Below are 18,884 nucleotides of genomic sequence, written 5' to 3'. Positions count from 1 at the left end.
CGGTGTGCCGGACGAAGGTCCTCGTAGCGGAGCTACTAGGGCCTTTGGCCGGTGCGGCGAGAGTGCGTGCCGGGCGGCGCAGGGGTGTGCCTGACATTCCTCGGTGTCGCTTTGCCGCGGAGACGCACGACGCTGTGGGCCTGACGCGTATTAGTACGGCAGTGTAGTGGCGCTCCGACAGTCGTCCTGCGCCTCTGTGGAAGGATCACCCGTCCGAGGCTGGACGGGTTGGACAAAGGGGCCGGAGCGTTCGCTCCAGCCCCTCTGCCGCAGGACTTACGCCTCTTCGTCGACCCAGCTCATCAGCTTGCGGAGCTGCTTGCCGGTCGTCTCCAGCAGGGACTCGGCGTCCTTCTGCTTGTACTCGTTGTACTTCTTCAGGCCACCGTGGTACTCGGCCATCCACTCACGGGCGAAGGTGCCGTCCTGGATCTCGGCGAGGACCTGCTTCATCGTGGCCTTGGTCTCGTCCGTGATGATGCGCGGGCCGGTGACGTAGTCGCCCCACTCCGCGGTCTCGGAGATGGACCAGCGCATCTTCTCCAGGCCGCCCTCGTACATGAGGTCGACGATGAGCTTCAGCTCGTGCAGGCACTCGAAGTACGCGATCTCGGGCTGGTAACCGGCCTCGGTCAGCGTCTCGAAACCGGCCTTGACCAGCGCGGCCGTACCACCGCAGAGAACGGCCTGCTCACCGAACAGGTCGGTCTCGGTCTCCTCGGTGAAGGTCGTCTTGATGACGCCGGCGCGGGTGCCGCCGATGCCCTTCGCGTACGACAGCGCGAGCGCGAAGCCGTTGCCGGTCGCGTCCTGCTCGACGGCCGCGATACACGGAACGCCGCGGCCCTCCTCGTACTGGCGGCGGACGAGGTGGCCCGGGCCCTTGGGGGCGACCATGCAGACGTCGACGCCGGCCGGCGGCTTGATGAAGTCGAAGCGGATGTTCAGGCCGTGGCCGAAGAACAGCGCGTCGCCGTCGTTGAGGTTGTCCTTGATGGACTCCTCGTAGACCTGGGCCTGGATCGGGTCCGGCACGAGGATCATGATGACGTCGGCCTCGGCGGCGGCCTCGGCCGGGGTCACCACGCGCAGGCCCTGCTCCTCGGCCTTCGCCTTGGACTTGGAGCCCTCGTGCAGACCGACGCGCACGTCGACGCCGGAGTCACGGAGCGACAGCGCGTGGGCGTGGCCCTGGCTGCCGTAGCCGATGACCGCGACCTTGCGGCCCTGGATGATGGACAGGTCGGCGTCGGCGTCGTAGAACAGCTCGGCCACTTTGGGTTCTCTCCTTGGTGTGCAGGTGTTGCGTCCCACCGTATGACGGCGGCGGGAGGGGAAGTTTCCGGGTCTCGGAATGCGGGCGGCCGGCAGCTGTCGGGCGCCCGCATTCCGGTCGTAGACGAGTCTTCTACGACGGTTACGCGGACCGGTCGAGCGCGCGCAGCGAGCGGTCGGTGATGGAGCGGGCGCCGCGGCCGATGGCGATCGTGCCGGACTGGACCAGCTCCTTGATGCCGTACGGCTCCAGCATCTTGAGCATGGCGGACAGCTTGTCGCTGGAGCCGGTCGCCTCGATGGTGACGGCCTCCGGGGAGACGTCGACGGTCTTGGCGCGGAACAGCTGGACGATCTCGACGATCTGGGAGCGCGTCTCGTTGTCGGCGCGCACCTTCACCAGAACGAGTTCGCGCTGAACCGCGGAACCCGCCTCCAGCTCGACGATCTTCAGCACGTTGACGAGCTTGTTGAGCTGCTTGGTGACCTGTTCGAGCGGGAGTGCCTCGATCACGTTCACCACGATCGTGATGCGGGAGATGTCGGGGTGCTCGGTGACACCGACCGCGAGGGAGTCGATGTTGAAGCCGCGCCGGGAGAACAGGGCGGTGATCCGGGCGAGGACACCTGGCTTGTTCTCCACCAGGACGGAGAGCGTGTGCTTGGACATTTCTCGTTCGTCTCTCTCGCTCAGTCGTCTTCGTTGTCGCCGAAGTCGGGGCGGACGTCCCGGGCGAACATGACCTCGTCGTTCGAGGTGCCGGCGGCGACCATCGGCCACACCATGGCGTCCTCGTGGACGATGAAGTCGACCACGACGGGGCGGTCGTTGATCGAGTTCGCCTCCTCGATGACCTTGTCCAGGTCGTCGGGGGACTCGCAGCGGATCGCGTAACAGCCCATCGCCTCCGACAACTTGACGAAGTCGGGGACGCGCGTGCCGGCGCTCGGCTGCTTGCCGTCCGCCTCCGGGCCGCTGTGCAGCACGGTGTTGGAGTAGCGCTGGTTGTAGAACAGGGTCTGCCACTGGCGGACCATGCCGAGAGCGCCGTTGTTGATGATGGCGACCTTGATCGGGATGTTGTTGAGCGCGCAGGTGGTGAGTTCCTGGTTGGTCATCTGGAAGCAGCCGTCGCCGTCGATCGCCCAGACCGTCTGGTCCGGCGCCCCGGCCTTGGCGCCCATCGCGGCCGGGACCGCGTAGCCCATGGTCCCGGCGCCGCCGGAGTTGAGCCAGGTCGCGGGCTTCTCGTACTGGATGTAGTGCGCGGCCCACATCTGGTGCTGGCCGACGCCCGCCGCGAAGATGGTGTTCTCCGGGGCGAGTTGGCCGATGCGCTCGATGACCTGCTGCGGGGAGAGCGAGCCGTTGTCGGGCTGCTCGTAGCCGAGCGGGTAGGTCTCGCGCCAGCGGTTGAGGTCCTTCCACCAGGCGCTGTAGTCGCCGGTGTGACCCTCGCTGTGCTCCTTCTGGACGGCCTGCACGAGGTCGGCGATGACCTCGCGGGCGTCCCCGACGATCGGCACGTCGGCGGTGCGGTTCTTGCCGATCTCGGCCGGGTCGATGTCGGCGTGGACGATCTTGGCGTACGGGGCGAAGCTGTCCAGCTTGCCGGTGACGCGGTCGTCGAAGCGGGCTCCGAGGGCGACGATCAGGTCGGCCTTCTGCAACGCGGTGACGGCGGTGACCGCGCCGTGCATGCCCGGCATTCCCACGTGCAGCTCGTGACTGTCGGGGAATGCGCCGAGCGCCATCAGGGTGGTGGTGACGGGCGCTCCGGTGAGTTCTGCGAGGACCTTCAGTTCGGCGGTGGCGTGTGCCTTGAGGACACCGCCGCCGACGTAGAGGACGGGCCGCTTCGCGGCGGTGATCAGCTTGGCGGCCTCGCGGATCTGCTTGGCGTGCGGCTTGGTCACCGGGCGGTAGCCGGGCAGGTCCATGACCGGCGGCCAGGAGAAGGTGGTCTTCGCCTGGAGGATGTCCTTGGGGATGTCGACCAGGACCGGGCCCGGACGGCCGGTGGAGGCGATGTGGAACGCCTGCGCGATCGCCCGGGGGATGTCCTCCGCCTTGGTGACCAGGAAGCTGTGCTTGGTGATCGGCATGGTGATGCCGACGATGTCCGCCTCCTGGAAGGCGTCCGTGCCGATCGCGGCGGACACGACCTGCCCGGTGATCGCGACCAGCGGCACGGAGTCCATGTTCGCGTCCGCGATGGGGGTGACCAGGTTGGTGGCGCCCGGCCCGGAGGTCGCCATGCACACCCCGACCTTGCCGGTGGCCTGCGCGTATCCGGTGGCCGCGTGGCCGGCGCCCTGCTCGTGGCGGACCAGCACGTGGCGCACCCGCGTGGAGTCCATCAGCGGGTCGTACGCCGGCAGGATGGTGCCCCCGGGGATGCCGAATACCGTGTCGGCCCCGACTTCCTCAAGAGAGCGGATGAGGGACTGCGCGCCCGTGACGTGCTCGGGGGCGGACTGCTGTCCTCCGGATCGGGGCCGCGGCTGCGGATGGGCCCCGGTGGCCTGCTCGGTCATCGTCATTCTCTTCTCGATGCTGAGGGTTTTTGCGAGGTTTGTGCGGGGTTCTGCTGCTGCACGACTGGATCCTGTGCAACAAAAAACCCCTCGTGCCGTGAGGCAAGCGAGGGGAGCGCGCCGGGTGCGGTCGCTGGGAGTTCCGGGTCCGTCCGGACGTCACCAGCTTCAGCCGACGCGCTTTCCAAGTACGAGAATTCGGGTGCGCATGGCATTGACCCTCCCCCCGGCACGCACCGACTGTCAAGTGGGTGGGACGGGAGTCTCATTATGTGAACGGAGGGCCGTTCCGCCACCGAAAACCGCGGGCACACCACTGGTGTACACCCCCAGGCCACCCCCCGCGAACGCGGGCTCGGCCGGGCCGTGCGGCACCGGATAGTGACCGCGCGAGAGGGCCCGGCGCAGCCGGTACTCGTCCAGCGGCGCGGAGAAGGCCATGCCCTGCCCGTGCGTGCAGCCCATCGCGCGCAGGGCGACCACCTGTTCGGGCAGATCGACGCCGTCGGCGACGGACTGCAGCCCGAGATCGCAGGCGATCCGCAGCAGCCCGCTGGTGATCTTGTGCAGCCGCGCGGACTCGACGACGCCCTCGACCAGACTGCGGTCCAGTTTCAGTACGTCGACGGGGAGCCGCCGGAGCGTCGTGATGGCCGCGTAGCCGCTGCCGAAGCCGTCGAGGGCGATCCGGACGCCGAGGCGCCTGAGGGCGGTCAGACGGCGCTCCAGCTCGTCCAGGGAGATCCTCGGGTCGGTGTCGGACAGCTCGATCACCAGCGACCCGGACGGCAGCCCGTGCCGGGTCAGCAGGGCCTCGATCGAGCCGAGCGGCATCGACTTGTCCAGCAGCCGCCGGGCACTTATCCGCACAGCGACGGACACGGCGAGCCCGGTCGCCGTGCGCTCGGCGGCCTGCTCTACGGCCTCCTCCAGCATCCAGCGCCCCAGCTCGGCGGTCTTGTCGCTGTCCTCGGCCACCCGCAGGAACTCGGCCGGCGTGAACAGCACGCCCTGCGAGGACCGCCAGCGCGCCTGCGTGGACACCGACGCGATCCGGCCGTCCACCAGCGACACCACGGGCTGGTGCAGCAGCGCGAACTCCCCGTCGTGCAGCGCCGCCCGCAGCCGCGTGGCCAGCTCCGCCTTCCGTACGACGTCCTGCTGCATCTGCGGGGCGTACAGCTCGACGCGACCCTTGCCGGCGCCCTTGGCGCGGTACATCGCGAGGTCCGCGTTGCGCAGCAACTCCCCCGCGCCCAGGCCCGGTTCGGCGAAGGCGACGCCGATGGAGGCGGCGACCCGGACATCGTTGCCGTCGATGAGGTACGGCTGGGACAGGGTGATGCGCAGGCGGTCGGCCAGCTCCATGATGTGCCGCTCGCGGGCGGCACGGTCCCGGGTGCCGTCGCCGACGATCAGGGCCGCGAACTCGTCGCCGCCGAGCCGGGACGCGGTGTCCCCGTGCCGGACGGCGCCGTCGAGTCTGCGGGCGGCCTGGATGAGGAGTTCGTCGCCGGCCTGGTGGCCGATGGTGTCGTTGACGGCCTTGAAGCCGTCGAGGTCGATGAAGAGGACCGCCGTGCCGCGGTCGGTGGAGCGGCGGCCGGACAGGGCCTGCTGGACGCGCTTGGTGAACAGGGCGCGGTTGGGCAGGTCGGTGAGCGGGTCGTGCTCGGCGTTGTGCTGCAACTGCGCCTGGAGGCGCACCCGTTCGGTCACGTCCCGGCTGTTGAAGATGAGGCCGCCGTGGTGGCGGTTGACCGTCGACTCGACGTTCAGCCAGCCGTCGTCGCCGGAGCGGAAGCGGCACTCGATGCGGGTGGTGGACTCCTCGAAGGGGCTGGCGGTGAGGAAGCGGCGCACCTCGTGCACCACGCAGCCGAGGTCCTCCGGGTGGATGATCGAGGCCAGTTCGGTCCCGACCAGATCCTCCGCGGCCTTGCCGTAGACACCGGCGGCGGCCGGGGAGACGTAGCGGAGGATGCCGTTCGGGGCGGCGATCATGATGACGTCGCTGGAGCCCTGCACCAGGGAGCGGAAGTGGTTCTCCTTCTGCGCCAGCTCCTGGGTGAGGGTGATGTTGTCGAGCAGCATGATGCCCTGGCGCACCACGAGGGCGAGCACCACGCAGCCCGCGGTGATGAGCACCACGCGGTCGGGGCTGCGGCCGTTGAGCACGTTGTAGAGAATCCCCAACGTGCAGACGGCGGCGGCGAGATACGGGGTGAGCGCGGCCAGCGAACCCGCGATGGGCCGGGTCGCCGGATACCGTCCGTGATCGGCGCCGGGTGCCGCGGCCTGCGGCTGGACGCCGCTGCGCTGTCCGGGCCGGTGTTCGTGCACCACGCGCGTGTGCCCGTCGTCCTCGGGCTGGGTGTGCCGGGGCGCGGCCCAGGGGGCGTAGGCGAGGAGCAGCGAGCCGGCGAACCAGCCCGCGTCGAGCAACTGGCCCGAGTGGTAGTTGTTGTGGAGCAGCGGCGAGGTGAACAGGGCGTCGCACATCACCGTCAGGGCCAGCGCGCCGATCGCGGTGTTCACCGCGGTGCGGTTGACCGAGGAGCGCCGGAAGTGCAGCGCGAGCACCATGCTGACGAGGATGATGTCGAGCAGCGGGTACGCCAGCGACAGCGCGGTGTGGGCCACGCTCGGCCCGTCGAACTTGGCTGCCTGGGCCAGCGCGAGGCTCCAGGACAGCGTGAGGAGCGAGCCCCCGATCAGCCAGGCGTCCAGCGCCAGACAGACCCAACCGGCCTTGGTGACAGGCCTCTTGGCGAGGACGAGGAGCCCGACGATGGCGGGCGGCGCGAAGCACAGGAAGAACAGATCGGCGAAACTGGGGCTGGGCACGGGCCGCTCCAGCACGACCTCGTACCACCCCCAGACTCCGTTGCCCAGCGCCGCCATCGCCGAGGAGAGCGAGAACAGCAGCCAGGCGGGTCGAAAGCGGATACGGCGGCTTCGCGCGTAGAGGAAGCACGAGACGGCGGCGGTACCGGCTGCCGCGCTGAGCCCGAAGTCGCCCATGACCAGGGCGAGTTGGGCGGACCCCCAGTCGAGCGCGGAACCGACGGCGTATCCCGCGCACACCAGGGCCAGGACGAGTTGCTGGACCAGGCTCCATTTTCCGCCGGTCGCCGGCGGGCGTGGCTGCCGCGCCCCGGGTGAAGTCCGGTCCCGGAGCGCCCCGTTGAGGGTGGTCGTCGGAGACGGTGGCGAACTCACCGGGCCCTCCCGGTCCGCGTCGCTCCCGGGTCCCGCGGGCCCCGGTGCGCTGGATGAGCGTGCCTGCGGCGGCTGTTGGGCCTGCGGTGGTGATGGCTGTGGCTGCTGTGATGTCCGCCGCGGCCGCCATGACCGCCGTGACCGCAGTGGTCGGCGTGGTGGCCGCGGCTGCGCGCGGCGGTGCGCCAGGGTCGCCGTCGGCGGCCCCGCCGCGTCGGATCGCTCGTCCATAGGCCGTGCATCGCCCGTCGCCCCCCTCACAGTCTGAAATGTCCATCCCCGGCGCCGAACGGTGCGCGGCGCAGCCCCTGCCGGGACGATACACCAGTCTCGTCACTCAGGGACATAGTCTCTCTACGCTCCGTAACGACCAGCGGAGATGCGCGCACGCCCCGCTTCCGAAAGGTTGCGGAGGGTGCCCGGAAGTGGATTGCCCGTCTGTTGGGGCTAGTTCCCCGACTTTCCCGTCTCGACCCTCTCGCCTGTCGTAAGGATCACGTTCCGCAAGGGCTCCCGGTTCACGAACCGTCCCAACTGGTCGGCGACCAGACGCTTCGCGCGCGGCAGGAACGCCGAGGTGGGCCCGCCGACATGAGGACTGATCAGCACGCCGGGCGCGTGCCACAACGGGTGCCCCTGGGGCAGCGGTTCGGGGTCGGTGACGTCCAACGCGGCGGTGATACGCCCGCTTTCGAGCTCCGCGAGCAGCGCCTTGGTGTCGACGACGGGACCGCGGGCCACGTTGACCAGCAGCGCCCCGTCCTTCATCCGGGCCAGGAACTCGGCGTCGACGAGGTGCCGGGTGGTCTCGTTCAGGGGCGTGGACAGGATGACGACGTCCGCTTCCGGGAGCAGGGCGGGCAGTTCGGCGAGTGGATGCACCGGCCCGCGCGCGGTGGCACGCGCGGAGCGCGCCACCCGCGCCACCCGCGCGAGCTCGAAGGGAGTGAGCCGGTCCTCGATGGCGGAACCGATGGCCCCGTAGCCGACGATGAGGACGGACCGGTCGGCGAGCGCCGGGTGGAAGTCCCCCTGCCAGTGCTCCTGTTGCTGCGCCCGCACGAACCCCGGGATACCGCGCAACGACGCGAGCGTCAGGGCGAGCGCAAGCTCGGCGGTGCTCGCCTCGTGCACTCCGCGCGCGTTGCAGAGCCGCACCCCGGGGACGATGGACGAGAGGCTCGCGGTCATGTCGTCGATGCCGGCGGTGAGCGTCTGGATGACCTGCAGCTTCCGCATCCGCTCCAGGGGCCGCGTCTTCACGGGCTGACGCTTCATGTACGGCACTACGTATAGGACGCAGTCCGCGGGATCACCGGGGAACGCCTGATCGCCGTCCTCACCCCCGTCCCAGAACAGGTAGTTGGGCCCCTCGGGGAGCCCCTCGATCTCCTCCGGCGGGATGGGCAGCCACACGTCGACAGTCATGGTCAGGAGGCTATGTCAGGGCCACGCGCGCGTAGAGGTTAGGTTGGGGTGCGAGAAGAAGGAAGGTCACGAGCAGGTGGAGCGCAGGACGATCGGCGCGGGGGCGCTCGCGATGGGGGCCGTCGGACTCGGCTGCATGCCGATGCACTGGGCCTACAGCGGGTCGCGGCGGCGGGGCGACGAGTCGGTCAGGGCCGTGCACCGGGCGCTCGATCTCGGGGTGACGCTGCTGGACACCGCCGACATGTACGGCCCGTTCACCAACGAGCTGTTGCTGGGGCGGGTGTTGAAGGAGCGGCGCGCGGACGCGTTCGTGTCGACCAAGGTCGGCCTGCTGGTCGGCGAACAGCACATCGTGGCCAACGGCCGCCCCGGCTACGTCAGACGAGCGTGCGACGCGTCACTGCGCCGCCTCCAGACGGACGTGATCGACCTCTACCAACTGCACCGCGCCGACCCCGAGATCCCCGTCGAGGAGACCTGGGGCGCGATGGCGGATCTCGTACAGGCCGGAAAAGTACGGGCGTTGGGCATGTGCGCGGTGGGCGCCCGCTCCGCCCGCCGCCCCGGGGCACGCCTCCATGACGGAACGATCCGCCAACTCCAGCGCGTACAGCAGGTGTTCCCGGTGACGGCGGTACAGGCGGAGTTGTCGGTGTGGTCGTCCGAGGCCCTGGACGCGCTGCTGCCGTGGTGCACGGCCCGAGGCGTCGGCTTCCTGGCCGCGATGCCCCTGGGCAACGGCTTCCTCACCGGCACCCTCACCCCGGGCGAGGGCTTCGAACCGGACGACGTCCGCGCCCGCCACCCCCGCTTCACCGCCGAGATGACCGCCGCGAACCAGCCGATCGTCGCCGGCCTGCGCCGGGTCGCCCGCCGCCACGGTCCGGAGGTGACCCCGGCCCAGGTCGCCCTGGCGTGGGTGCTCGCGCAGGGGGCGCATGTGGTGCCGGTACCGGGCACGAAGCGGGAGCGGTGGGTGGTGGAGAACGCGGGGGCGGCGGGGTTGCGGTTGACGTCGGAGGATCTTGCGGAGGTGGCGGGGTTGCCGGGGGCGTTGGGGTCTTGGGATTGAGGGGCGGGGGCTTCTCCGGCTTCGAGGCCGGCAGCCGTACCGGTTCCGGGGATTGGGACCGACCGGCGCCCCGGCTCTCCGGCCCCGACGGCTCGATCGTGCGTCGGTGGGCGGTGATCGGGAACCCGGGTGGCGCGAGCGGTGTATGAAAAGTAGAACCAGCCGCAGGGCCCGGCCGTGAGCCCGCCGCGAGAACCCGCCGTACCCACTGGTGAGTGCCCGCCCGTCGAAAGGACCTGATCGTGCAACGTCGAGTCGTGTCGGCCGCCCTGGCCGTGACCGCACTCCTGCTGACGGCGGGCTGCTCCTCCGACGGGGGAGGATCTCCGGGCGACGGTACGAGTGCGTCGCCCGGCAGTACCGGTACGGGTACGGGCGCCTCGCCCTCCGCGCAGGCCGCCGAGCAGACCCCGCCCGCGAAGGGCACCGTGAAGGTGCTGCGTACCGTCACCGAGGGGCTGAAGACGCCCTGGGGTCTGGCCCCGCTGCCTGACGGGAACCTGCTCGTGTCCTCGCGCGACGACGGCACGATCACCCGGGTCGACGAGAAGACCGGCAAGAAGACCGAGTTGGGCAAGGTGTCCGGGGTCTCCCCGGCCGGCGAGGGCGGTCTCCTCGGCATCGCGCTCTCCCCGGACTACGCCTCGGACCACATGATCTACGCGTACTTCACCTCGGCCTCGGACAACCGCATCGTCCGCGTCCTGTACGACGAGAAGAAGCCGGCCGGTGAGCAGCTGGGCGCGCCCGACACCATCTTCAAGGGCATCCCCAAGGGCTACATCCACAACGGCGGGCGCATCGCCTTCGGCCCGGACGGCATGCTGTACGCGGGTACGGGCGAGAGCGGTCAGCGAGGCCTCGCGCAGGACAAGAAGTCCCTCGGCGGCAAGATCCTGCGGCTCACCCCGGAGGGCGACCCGGCGCCGGGCAACCCGTTCCCGGACTCGCCGGTGTACACCTACGGCCACCGCAATGTGCAGGGCCTCGCCTGGGACTCCAAGCAGCGCCTGTTCGCCTCGGAGTTCGGCCAGGACACCTGGGACGAGCTGAACGCGATCACACCGGGCGACGACTACGGCTGGCCGAACGCGGAAGGCAAGGGGAACAACCCCAAGTACCACAACCCGATCACCCAGTGGCACACCGACGACGCCTCCCCCAGCGGCATCGCCTACGCCAAGGGCTCCATATGGATGGCGGGCCTCAAGGGCCAACGCCTGTGGCGCATCCCCCTGAACGGCACGAAGACATCCGCCGCCCCACAGGCCTTCCTCACCGGCGAGTACGGCCGCCTGCGCACGGTGGTCTCGGCCGGCGACGACAAGCTGTGGCTCATCACCAGCAACACGGACGGCCGGGGCACGCCCAAGCCGGGCGACGACCGGATCCTGGAGATTCAGGTGACGTAGGTCCGGGTGGGGCGGAACCGGGCGAGGTGGACCCGGGCGACGGGGCGGATCCGGGCGACCCGGGCCTCAGCTCAGCAGGCCCGGGCAACAGAGCGGCCTCGGGGTCGGGAGCGGCACGGGCTCGGACTCCGGCACAGACCCGGGAGCGGAAGCGGGAGCGGACCCAGGATCGGGAGCGGCCTCGTACTCGGATTCCGGAGCGGACCTGGAAGCTGACTCGGGACCGGGACCAGGCTCTGGAGCGGCGTCAGGAACCGGACGCGGGCCCAGTACCGGAACCGGTCTCGGGGCCGGAATCGGCTTCGTCAGCGGGACGGGGGCCGAAATCAGGTTCAGATCCGGGATCGGCAGCGAACCCGGGATCGGGCCCGGCGCCGGAACCGGCTTCGGAACCGGGACCGGATTCGGCACCAGCATCAGGACCAGGATCGGTTCCCGAACCGGAACCGGCATCAGGGCCAGAATCGAATTCGGCGCCCGAACCAGGCTCGGCCACCGACTCGGCTTCCGTCCCCGATTCCCGTAGCCGCACCACAACCCTCCCGGACTCCAGGTCTATCGGCCCGCGCCCGGGGTCTCCGTCCGCGACGTCGACCCTGGTCAGCTCAAGCCGGTTGGCCTCGTCCTGGGTGTGTTTGCGGCCCGGTGAGAACAACTCCTCGAACATGTTGAACACGGCGCCTCCCCTGTGCCGGTCCCCTCCAGCGTACGACTCATCGCGCGGAGCGCGCGGTGAGCGGGTCTGACGGGTGGGGCGGGTAGGGCGGGTGGGGCGGGAACAGCTCCAGCCGGTGGGCGACGGCCGCCGCCTCTCCCCGGCCCGAGACGCCGAGCTTGCCGAGGATGTTCGAGACGTGGACGCTCGCGGTCTTCGGGGAGATGAAGAGTTCCTCGGCGATCTGCCGGTTGGTGCGGCCGGCGGAGACCAGCCGCAGGACGTCCCGCTCGCGACTGGTGAGGCCGAGCGCCTCGACGGGGTCGGCGGGGTCGGAGGAAACCCCTCGCCGTTCCGGGGCCTTCGTGAGGGTCAGCCGGGCCCGCTGGGCGAGCAGCGCGACGGAGTCGGCGAGCGGGCGGGCGCCGAGGTGGTCGGCGACGGCGGCTGACAGGCGGAGCAGTTCCGTCGCGCGGTCCCGCTCGTCGTCACCCCCGCCGGGGGCGGACAGCAGCGCCTCGGCGAGGCGGTGCCGGACGCGGGCGAGGTCGTAGGGGCGGTCGAGGCATTCGAAGGCGGCGACCGCCTCGGACCAGTCGTCCGGGGTGGAGCGGCCCTCGGCGTGCAGGAGTTCGGCGCGGAGCCAGCGTTCGTGGGCCTGCCAGACAGGGACGTTGGTGGGGACCGGCTTGGCGGCCTTCCGGATGCGTTCGAGGATCTTGGGGCGGCCGGGGTCGGCGACGGGCAGGCCGACGGCCTGGGTCTCGGCGACGGCCGCGGTGACCAGCAGGGGCCAGACCTCGAAGTACGTGCCGGGGAGGAAGTCGGAGTCCAGGACGAGTTCGAGGGTGGCGCGGGCGTCGAGGAGGCGGCCTTCGGCGGTGGCGACCTGGAGTTCGATCCGCTCCAGGGGCAGATGGTGCTGGGGGGCGACGTCGTGGGTGCCGAAGTGCTCGCGGGCGGCGGCCAGTTGGCGACGGGCCTCGGGCAGCTCGCCGCGGGCGAGCGCGAGTTCGGCGCGGATCCGGGCGTGGAAGCCCCGGGGTTTGGCGCTCTGGTCCACGCGCTCCGACTTGGTCGCGGCCTCGGCGGCCTCGTCCCAACGGCCCAGGGAGAACAGGGATTCGGCGAGGTTTCCCCAGATCCAGGCCTCTTTGTCGAACTGGCCGAACTTCTTGGCGAAGGCGAGCCCCGTCTCCAGGATGGGCACGGCCTCGCGGGAGCGGCCGACGGTCTGGAGGGAGGAGGGGAGGTTCACATAGCTGCGGCCGGCGACGACGGAGATGCCCTCGGCGACCGTGCGTTCGTTCACCTCGACCAGTTCGGCGAGACCTCCCTCGACGTCGCCGGAGGCGACCATGAGGCCGGCCAGGGTGAGGCGGGCGTCCATCTCGATCTCGCGGGCGCCGACCATGCGCGCGTACTCGACCGCGCGCTCGGCGGCCACGTAGGCGTCGGGGCCCGGGACGTGGACCATGGACCAGCCGGCGACCTTGGCGAGGACCTCCGCGTGCACCTCGGAGGGCGGCAGTCCGCGGACCAGCTCCTGCGCGGCGGCGAGTTCCGGCCAGCCGTCCCCACGGGCCTGGGACCGGACCAGGACGGAGCGCTGCACCCAGAACCAGGCGGCCCGCAGCGGGTCGCCCTCGTCCTCCAGGAGGTGCAGGGCCCGCTTGGTGATCTTCAGGGCGCGCTCGCGCTCCCCGCTCAGCCGCCCGGCGACGGCGGCCTCCGCCATCAGGTCGAGGTAGCGCAGGGGTGTGGTCTCCGGGTCGCAGCCGCAGGGCGGGTACACCTCGGTGTAGTCGACGGGGCGCAGTCCGGCGCGTACGGCGTCGGGGACGGTGTCCCACAGCTCCATCGCCCGCTCCAGGAGCCGTAGTTGCTCGGAGTGGGCGTGCCGGCCGCGGGCGGCCACGGAGGCGTCCAGGACGGCGGGGAGGGCCTTGGCGGCGTCGTGGGCGTGGTACCAGTAGCTCGCCAGGCGCATGACGCGCTGGTCGGCCGGGACGAGGGTCGGGTCGGCCTCCAGGACCTCGGCGTAGCGGCGGTTGATGCGGGAGCGCTCGCCGGGCAGCAGGTCGTCGCCGACGGCCTCGCGGACCAGGGAGTGGCGGAAGCGGTAGCCGTCGTCGCCGGGCGCCGCCTGGAGGATGTTGGCGCCGACGGCGGCCCGCAGCGCCTCGATGAGGTCGTCCTCGGTGAGCCGGGCGACGGCGGCGAGCAGCCGGTACTCGACGGTGGAGCCACCCTCGGCGACGATCCGGGCGACCCGCTGGGCGCTCTCGGGCAGCGACTCGACGCGGACGAGGAGCAGGTCGCGCAGGGAGTCGGTGAGGTTGCCGCGGCAGCCGTCGTGGGCGGCGACGGCGAGTTCCTCGACGAAGAAGGCGTTGCCGTCGGAGCGTTCGAAGATCTCGTCGACCTGGGCCGGGTCGGGTTCGGCGGCGTGGATGCCGGCGATCTGACGGCCCACCTCCTCCCGGTTGAAGCGGCCCAGTTCGATCCGGCGGACCGTGCGGAGCCGGTCGAGTTCGGCGAGCAGGGGGCGCAGCGGGTGGCGGCGGTGGATGTCGTCGGCGCGGTAGGTGGCCAGGACGACGAGGCGGCCGGTGCGCAGGGTGCGGAAGAGGTAGGCGAGGAGGTGGCGGGTGGAGGCGTCGGCCCAGTGCAGGTCCTCCAGGGCAACGACGACCGTGCGGTCGGCGGTGACGCGCTCCAGGAGGCGCGCGGTGAGTTCGAAGAGGCGGGCCATGCCCTCCTCGTCGTGCCGGCCGGCCCGCTGGAAGGTGGCCGCTTCCGCCAACTCCGGGAGGAGCCGGGCGAGTTCCTCCTCCTGGCCGGCGGCAGCGGCGGACAGCTCGTCGGGCAGTTCGCGGCGCAGCGCGCGCAGGGCGGTGGAGAACGGGGCGAAGGGCAGTCCGTCCGCGCCGATCTCGACACAGCCGCCGAGCGCGACGACGGCACCCCGGCGGCAGGCGGCGGTGGCGAACTCCTCGACCAGCCGGGTCTTGCCGACGCCCGCCTCGCCGCCCAGCAGCAACGCCTGCGGCTCGCCCGCGGCGGCGCGGGCGAGCGCATCGTTCAGCGTGTCCAGTTCGTCGGCGCGGCCGACGAAGACCGGACTGACGGACCTGGTCTCCACGCCTGCGAGCATGTCACGCGGGTCTGACAACGCGGCACCGGTTTTCGGGAGGACGGCCGCGGGGAGGAGCGCCCCGCGAGCCTGCCGGGCGGGCGCCGTACGGCCGTCCTCCCGGGCCCGGACGGTCACGACGCGCGGGCGAACAGGTGCCTGCGGGGGCGCTGGGTATGCACCTCCCCCTCGGCGGCCTGGCGGGCCTGACGGGCCTGCTCGCGGCGGGCGGCGCGGGCGCCGCGCACGGCCTCGCGGGCCAGCCGCTCGTTGGCGGCCTGCCGGCGCAGTTCGGCGGAACGGATCTGGTGGAGTTCGAACTCGTACATCTCAAGTCCCTTGATGGAGGCGGTTCTTCGGCTTCGCTTGTTGCGATGCCTCAACCTTCGTCTCCAAGGGGGGTCCGCCACATCGGGAGAGTTCCGCATCTTGCGGGGCCGAGCGGGCCTTAGACATGCGTAAGGGGTCTTAGGGCCTCCGTAAGGTGCTTACGGAGGCCCTAAGACCCCTGGTTACGTGCGGTGGAACGGCCCGGCCGTCAGGTGGCCGACGGCAGGCTGAGCAGGACGTCGGTGTACTTCAGGACGGCCAGGAGCAGTCCTACGACACCGAGTGCGATGCCCGCCCAGGCGACCGACTTGATCCAGGTGGCCTGCGGCTTGCCCGGGGTGCCGAACGCGGGCCGGATCAGGGCCGCGACACCCACGAGGGCGCCGACCAGGGCGAAGATGCCGGCCCAGAGCGCGGTGGTGTGCCAGGCGTCGCCGTAGACCTCCTTGATCTGGGTGGACACGCTCGCGGTCGAGGCGGTGTGGAGCTGGCCCACGAGGGTCTCGCGGGCGGCGGCGACGGAGCCGATCCAGCCGCCGGAGAGCGAGATGAAGCCGAGCGCGGCGGAGACCACGGCGGCTGCGCCCTGGCCGACGCCGGAGGGACCCTCCTCGGGGTGCTCCAGCCGGAGCTTCGCGAGCTCGGCCGCGTACTCCTCCTCGGAGAGGTCGTCCTCGTCCTCGGCGGCTTCGGCCTCGGTGTTCGCGGTGTCCGGCTCGGTCACTTCCTCGTCGGTCTTGGTGACATCGACGGTCTCCGCGTCGCTCTTCACCTCGGTGGCCTCGTTCGCGGCCTCGTCAACAGTCTTGGTACCCATGATGCGCACGGTAGGGGTGAAGTCTGAGAAGTTCCTTAAAGATCGCTGTGTTGCGCACGCGCGCGTGCCTCGCGCCACTCGGGGGCGAGCACGGACCACACCTCTATGTCATGCCTTTGCCCCCCGTAGGGGTGGGACTCGCGCAGGACCGCGTCCCTGGTCATGCCCATGCGGCGGGCAACATTCAGGCTCTTCTCATTGCCCGCGGCGGCGTGCCATTCGACGCGGTGGATGCCGCGCTGTTCGACCGCGAAGTCGATGAGAATCCGTATCGCCCGGGTGATCAGCCCGCGCCCGGCGGCGGCGGGTTCCAGCCAGCAGCCGACCTCGCAGTTGCCCTGGTCGGCGTGGAAGTTCAGGAAGAGGACCCCGCCGACGAGCTTGCCGTCCAGCCAGATGCCGTGCAGGGACGCGCTGTCGGCGGCGCGGAGGTCGGCGTAGCGCTGGAGCATGGCCCGCGCGGAGTCGACGTCCGTTTCCTTGGACCCGAAGGCGATGAACCGGCCGATGAACTCCCGGCCGCGGTCCAGGTGCGCGAGGAACTCCTCGGCGTGCCACGGCTCCAGGGGACGCAGTTCGGCTCCGTCGTCACCCAGGGATATCGCGTACATCCTGCTCCTGCTCCTTCGCCAGGACGTCCGCCACCTCGGCGTCCGTCGCGGCGGCCAGCCTCTCATGGGCGGCGCGGCACTCGGGGGGCTCGATGCTGATGCGGGGCAGGACGCGGTCGAGGCCGCGGGGCAGCCACCAGTTGGCGCCGCGCAGGAGGTGCATGAGGGCCGGCACCAGGAGGGTGCGCAGGACGAACGCGTCCAGGGCGACGGCGGAGGCCAGCGCGATGCCGAACATGGCGATCACGCGGTCGCCGCTGAGCACGAAGGCGAGGAAGACCGAGATCATGATGACGGCGGCCGAGTTGATCACCCGGCTGGTCTCGGCGAGGCCGACGCGGACGGCACGGCGGTTGTCGCCGGTTTCCAGCCATTCCTCGTACATCCGGCTCACCAGGAAGACCTGGTAGTCCATGGAGAGCCCGAAAAGGACCGACACCATGATCACGGGGAGGAAGGGCTCTATCGGTCCGGCGCGTCCCAGGCCGAGGAACTCGCTCCCCCAGCCCCACTGGAAGATCGCGACGACGACCCCGAAGGCGGCGGCCACGGCGGCGACGTTCATCGCGGCGGCCTTGAGCGGGATGCCGATCGAGCGGAAGGCGAGCAGGAGCAGCACACAGCCGAGCGAGATGACGACCCCGACGAACAGCGGGAGCTTGCCGACGATCACGTCGGCGAAGTCGTCGTAGCTCGCCGTCACGCCACCCACGTGGATGTCGAGCGAGGTGCCGGTCTCGGCCCTGGGCAGCACCTCGGTGCGCAGCCGGTCGACGAGGTCGCTGGTCCTCCGCGACTGCGGTGCCGAGTCCGGTACGACGCTGAAGTACCCGGTGGAGCCGCCGGCGTCGTAGGTCACCGGGGTCACGGAGGCGATGCCCTCGGTGGTGCGGAGGGTGGCGTCGAGGTTGTCGAGGGTGAGCTTGTCCTCGGCACCGTCGATCTTGGTGACGAGGGTGAGGGGGCCGTTGACGCCGGGTCCCAAGCCGGCCGCGAGGAGGTCGTAGGCCTGGCGGGTGGTCGACGACCTGGGGTCGTTGCCCTGGTCGGAGGTGCCCAGGTGGAGGCCGAGGGTGGGCAGGGCGAGGACGGCCATGACGATCAGGGCGAGGGTGCCGAGCAGTTTGGGCCGCCGCTCGACGAACGCGGACCAGCGGGCGGCGAGGCCGGTGGGGAGCTCCGGCTGGGGCCCGTGCTCGGCCAGTCGGCGTCGTTCGCGGCGGCTGAGGGCGCGGGGGCCGATGAAGGACAGCAGGGCCGGGAGAAGCGTCACGGAGGCCGCGACGGTGAGCACCACGGTCGACGAGGCGGCGATCGCGACCCCGTTGAGGAAGCCGAGGCGCAGGATCAGCATCCCCAGGAGGGCGATGCACACCGTGGCGCCGGCGAAGACGACCGCGCGTCCGGTGGTGACGACCGCGTTGGTGACCGCCTCGGTGACGGACAGGCCGCGTTTCAGCCCGCGCCGGTGCCGGGTCACGATGAACAGGGCGTAGTCGATGCCGACGCCGAGCCCGATCAGCATGCCGAGCATGGGCGCGAAGTCGGCGACGGTCATGGCGTGCCCGAGCAGCACGATCGCCCCGTACGCGGTGCCGACGCTCACCAGGGCGGTGCCGATGGGCAGCAGCGAGGCGGCGAGCGACCCGAAGGCGAGGAACAGCACGAGGGCGGCGACGGCGACCCCGACGATCTCGGCGGTGTGCCCGCTGGACGCCTCGGTGAGCGCGATGGCGCTGCCGCCCAACTCGACCTGGAGCCCGGCGGTCTGGGCATCCTTGGCGGCGCGGACAACCGCCTGCGCCTCGGACTTGTCGATGTCCTCGGCCTGGTGCGCGAAGGTGACGGTGGCGTAGGCGGTGCGTCCGTCGGCGCTGATCCGGCCCGTGCCCTGTCCGTCGTACGGACTGACGACGGAGGCGACTCCGGGCAGGTCGGCGATCCTGTCCAGGGCGCGGGTCATGGTCTGTTCGACGGCGGCGGCGCGGACGGAGCCGGGTGAGGTGCGCCAGACAACGGTGTCGCTGTCGCCGCCGAGGCCCGGAAACCCCTCCTTGAGCAACTGGGTCGCACGACCCGACTCGGTGCCGTGGGCCTCGTAGTCGTTCGAGTACGCCGAGCCGGTGACGGCGGCGGCCGCGGTGACCCCGCCGAACGCGACGAGCCACAACAGGACGGCGACGAGGCGGTGCCGAACACACCAGCGGGCAAGGGCTGCCACGAACGTGCTCCCGGGGAAGGCGAATTGTGGATCTTTGACCGGGAATCCTGGTTCAAGGGATGAACAGCCCGCAAAGAACGCATGAGCAATACGGGGCCCACTCTTGCAGCAGAAAATGATCGTTCATGACGTTCATGCGCTGAATCACGGGAGTGGGAGCCAGA

13 protein-coding genes are annotated in these 18,884 nt (G+C 70.8%); 2 read left to right on the top strand and 11 right to left on the bottom strand.

Annotated features, from left to right (window positions below):
* Positions 1-276 precede the first annotated feature (276 nt).
* From ilvC to OG407_RS35455, 5 genes are all read right to left on the bottom strand, one after another.
* Entirely contained in the window at positions 277-1,275 is a 999-nt protein-coding gene (gene ilvC, locus OG407_RS35475; protein WP_405863580.1) for a ketol-acid reductoisomerase, read from the bottom strand.
* A 142-nt stretch (positions 1,276-1,417) separates the two neighbouring features.
* A complete protein-coding gene (gene ilvN, locus OG407_RS35470) occupies positions 1,418-1,945 on the bottom strand; it encodes an acetolactate synthase small subunit (protein ID WP_033282732.1) in 528 nt (175 codons plus the stop codon).
* 20 nt (positions 1,946-1,965) lie between these two features.
* On the bottom strand, positions 1,966-3,813 hold the full coding sequence (locus OG407_RS35465; RefSeq protein ID WP_403587200.1) for an acetolactate synthase large subunit: 1,848 nt from the start codon (positions 3,811-3,813) through the stop codon (positions 1,966-1,968).
* Positions 3,814-4,056: 243 nt separating this feature from the next.
* Entirely contained in the window at positions 4,057-7,035 is a 2,979-nt protein-coding gene (locus OG407_RS35460) for a putative bifunctional diguanylate cyclase/phosphodiesterase (RefSeq protein WP_405863577.1), read from the bottom strand.
* A gap of 447 nt (positions 7,036-7,482) precedes the next feature.
* Complete coding sequence (locus OG407_RS35455) at positions 7,483-8,463, bottom strand: 2-hydroxyacid dehydrogenase (protein WP_405863575.1); 981 nt, start codon at positions 8,461-8,463, stop codon at positions 7,483-7,485.
* Between the two features lie 76 nt (positions 8,464-8,539).
* On the opposite strand from OG407_RS35455, the gene OG407_RS35450 reads away from it, so the two are divergent.
* Both OG407_RS35450 and OG407_RS35445 read left to right on the top strand, forming a co-directional pair.
* Complete coding sequence (locus OG407_RS35450; RefSeq protein ID WP_405863573.1) at positions 8,540-9,538, top strand: aldo/keto reductase; 999 nt, start codon at positions 8,540-8,542, stop codon at positions 9,536-9,538.
* Between the two features lie 257 nt (positions 9,539-9,795).
* A complete protein-coding gene (locus OG407_RS35445; RefSeq protein WP_405868792.1) occupies positions 9,796-10,950 on the top strand; it encodes a PQQ-dependent sugar dehydrogenase in 1,155 nt (384 codons plus the stop codon).
* A 247-nt stretch (positions 10,951-11,197) separates the two neighbouring features.
* Here OG407_RS35445 and OG407_RS35440 read toward each other — a convergent pair whose 3' ends face one another.
* The 6 genes from OG407_RS35440 to OG407_RS35415 form a co-directional block, all read right to left on the bottom strand.
* Positions 11,198-11,617: a DUF6191 domain-containing protein gene (locus tag OG407_RS35440; protein WP_405868790.1), complete on the bottom strand. Its 420-nt coding sequence runs from the start codon at positions 11,615-11,617 to the stop codon at positions 11,198-11,200.
* Positions 11,618-11,663: 46 nt separating this feature from the next.
* On the bottom strand, positions 11,664-14,762 hold the full coding sequence (locus OG407_RS35435; RefSeq protein WP_405868788.1) for an AAA family ATPase: 3,099 nt from the start codon (positions 14,760-14,762) through the stop codon (positions 11,664-11,666).
* 113 nt (positions 14,763-14,875) lie between these two features.
* Positions 14,876-15,070 (bottom strand): hypothetical protein, encoded by a 195-nt coding sequence (locus tag OG407_RS35430; RefSeq protein WP_403587189.1) that lies wholly within the window; start codon positions 15,068-15,070, stop codon positions 14,876-14,878.
* A 209-nt stretch (positions 15,071-15,279) separates the two neighbouring features.
* The gene (locus OG407_RS35425) at positions 15,280-15,888 is read right to left on the bottom strand and encodes a hypothetical protein (protein ID WP_405863571.1); all 609 of its coding nucleotides are present in this window, start codon (positions 15,886-15,888) and stop codon (positions 15,280-15,282) included.
* Between the two features lie 35 nt (positions 15,889-15,923).
* Entirely contained in the window at positions 15,924-16,499 is a 576-nt protein-coding gene (locus tag OG407_RS35420; RefSeq protein ID WP_405863569.1) for a GNAT family N-acetyltransferase, read from the bottom strand.
* The gene (locus OG407_RS35415) at positions 16,477-18,720 is read right to left on the bottom strand and encodes an MMPL family transporter (protein WP_405863567.1); all 2,244 of its coding nucleotides are present in this window, start codon (positions 18,718-18,720) and stop codon (positions 16,477-16,479) included. The genes OG407_RS35420 and OG407_RS35415 overlap by 23 nt, the downstream gene beginning before the upstream one ends.
* Between the last annotated feature and the right edge of the window lie 164 nt (positions 18,721-18,884).

This window comes from Streptomyces sp. NBC_01515 (genome assembly GCF_045040345.1).
Lineage (GTDB): Bacteria > Actinomycetota > Actinomycetes > Streptomycetales > Streptomycetaceae > Streptomyces.
The sequence above is the reverse complement of the archived record's forward strand: the minus strand, read 5'-3'. Positions and strand labels throughout refer to the sequence as shown.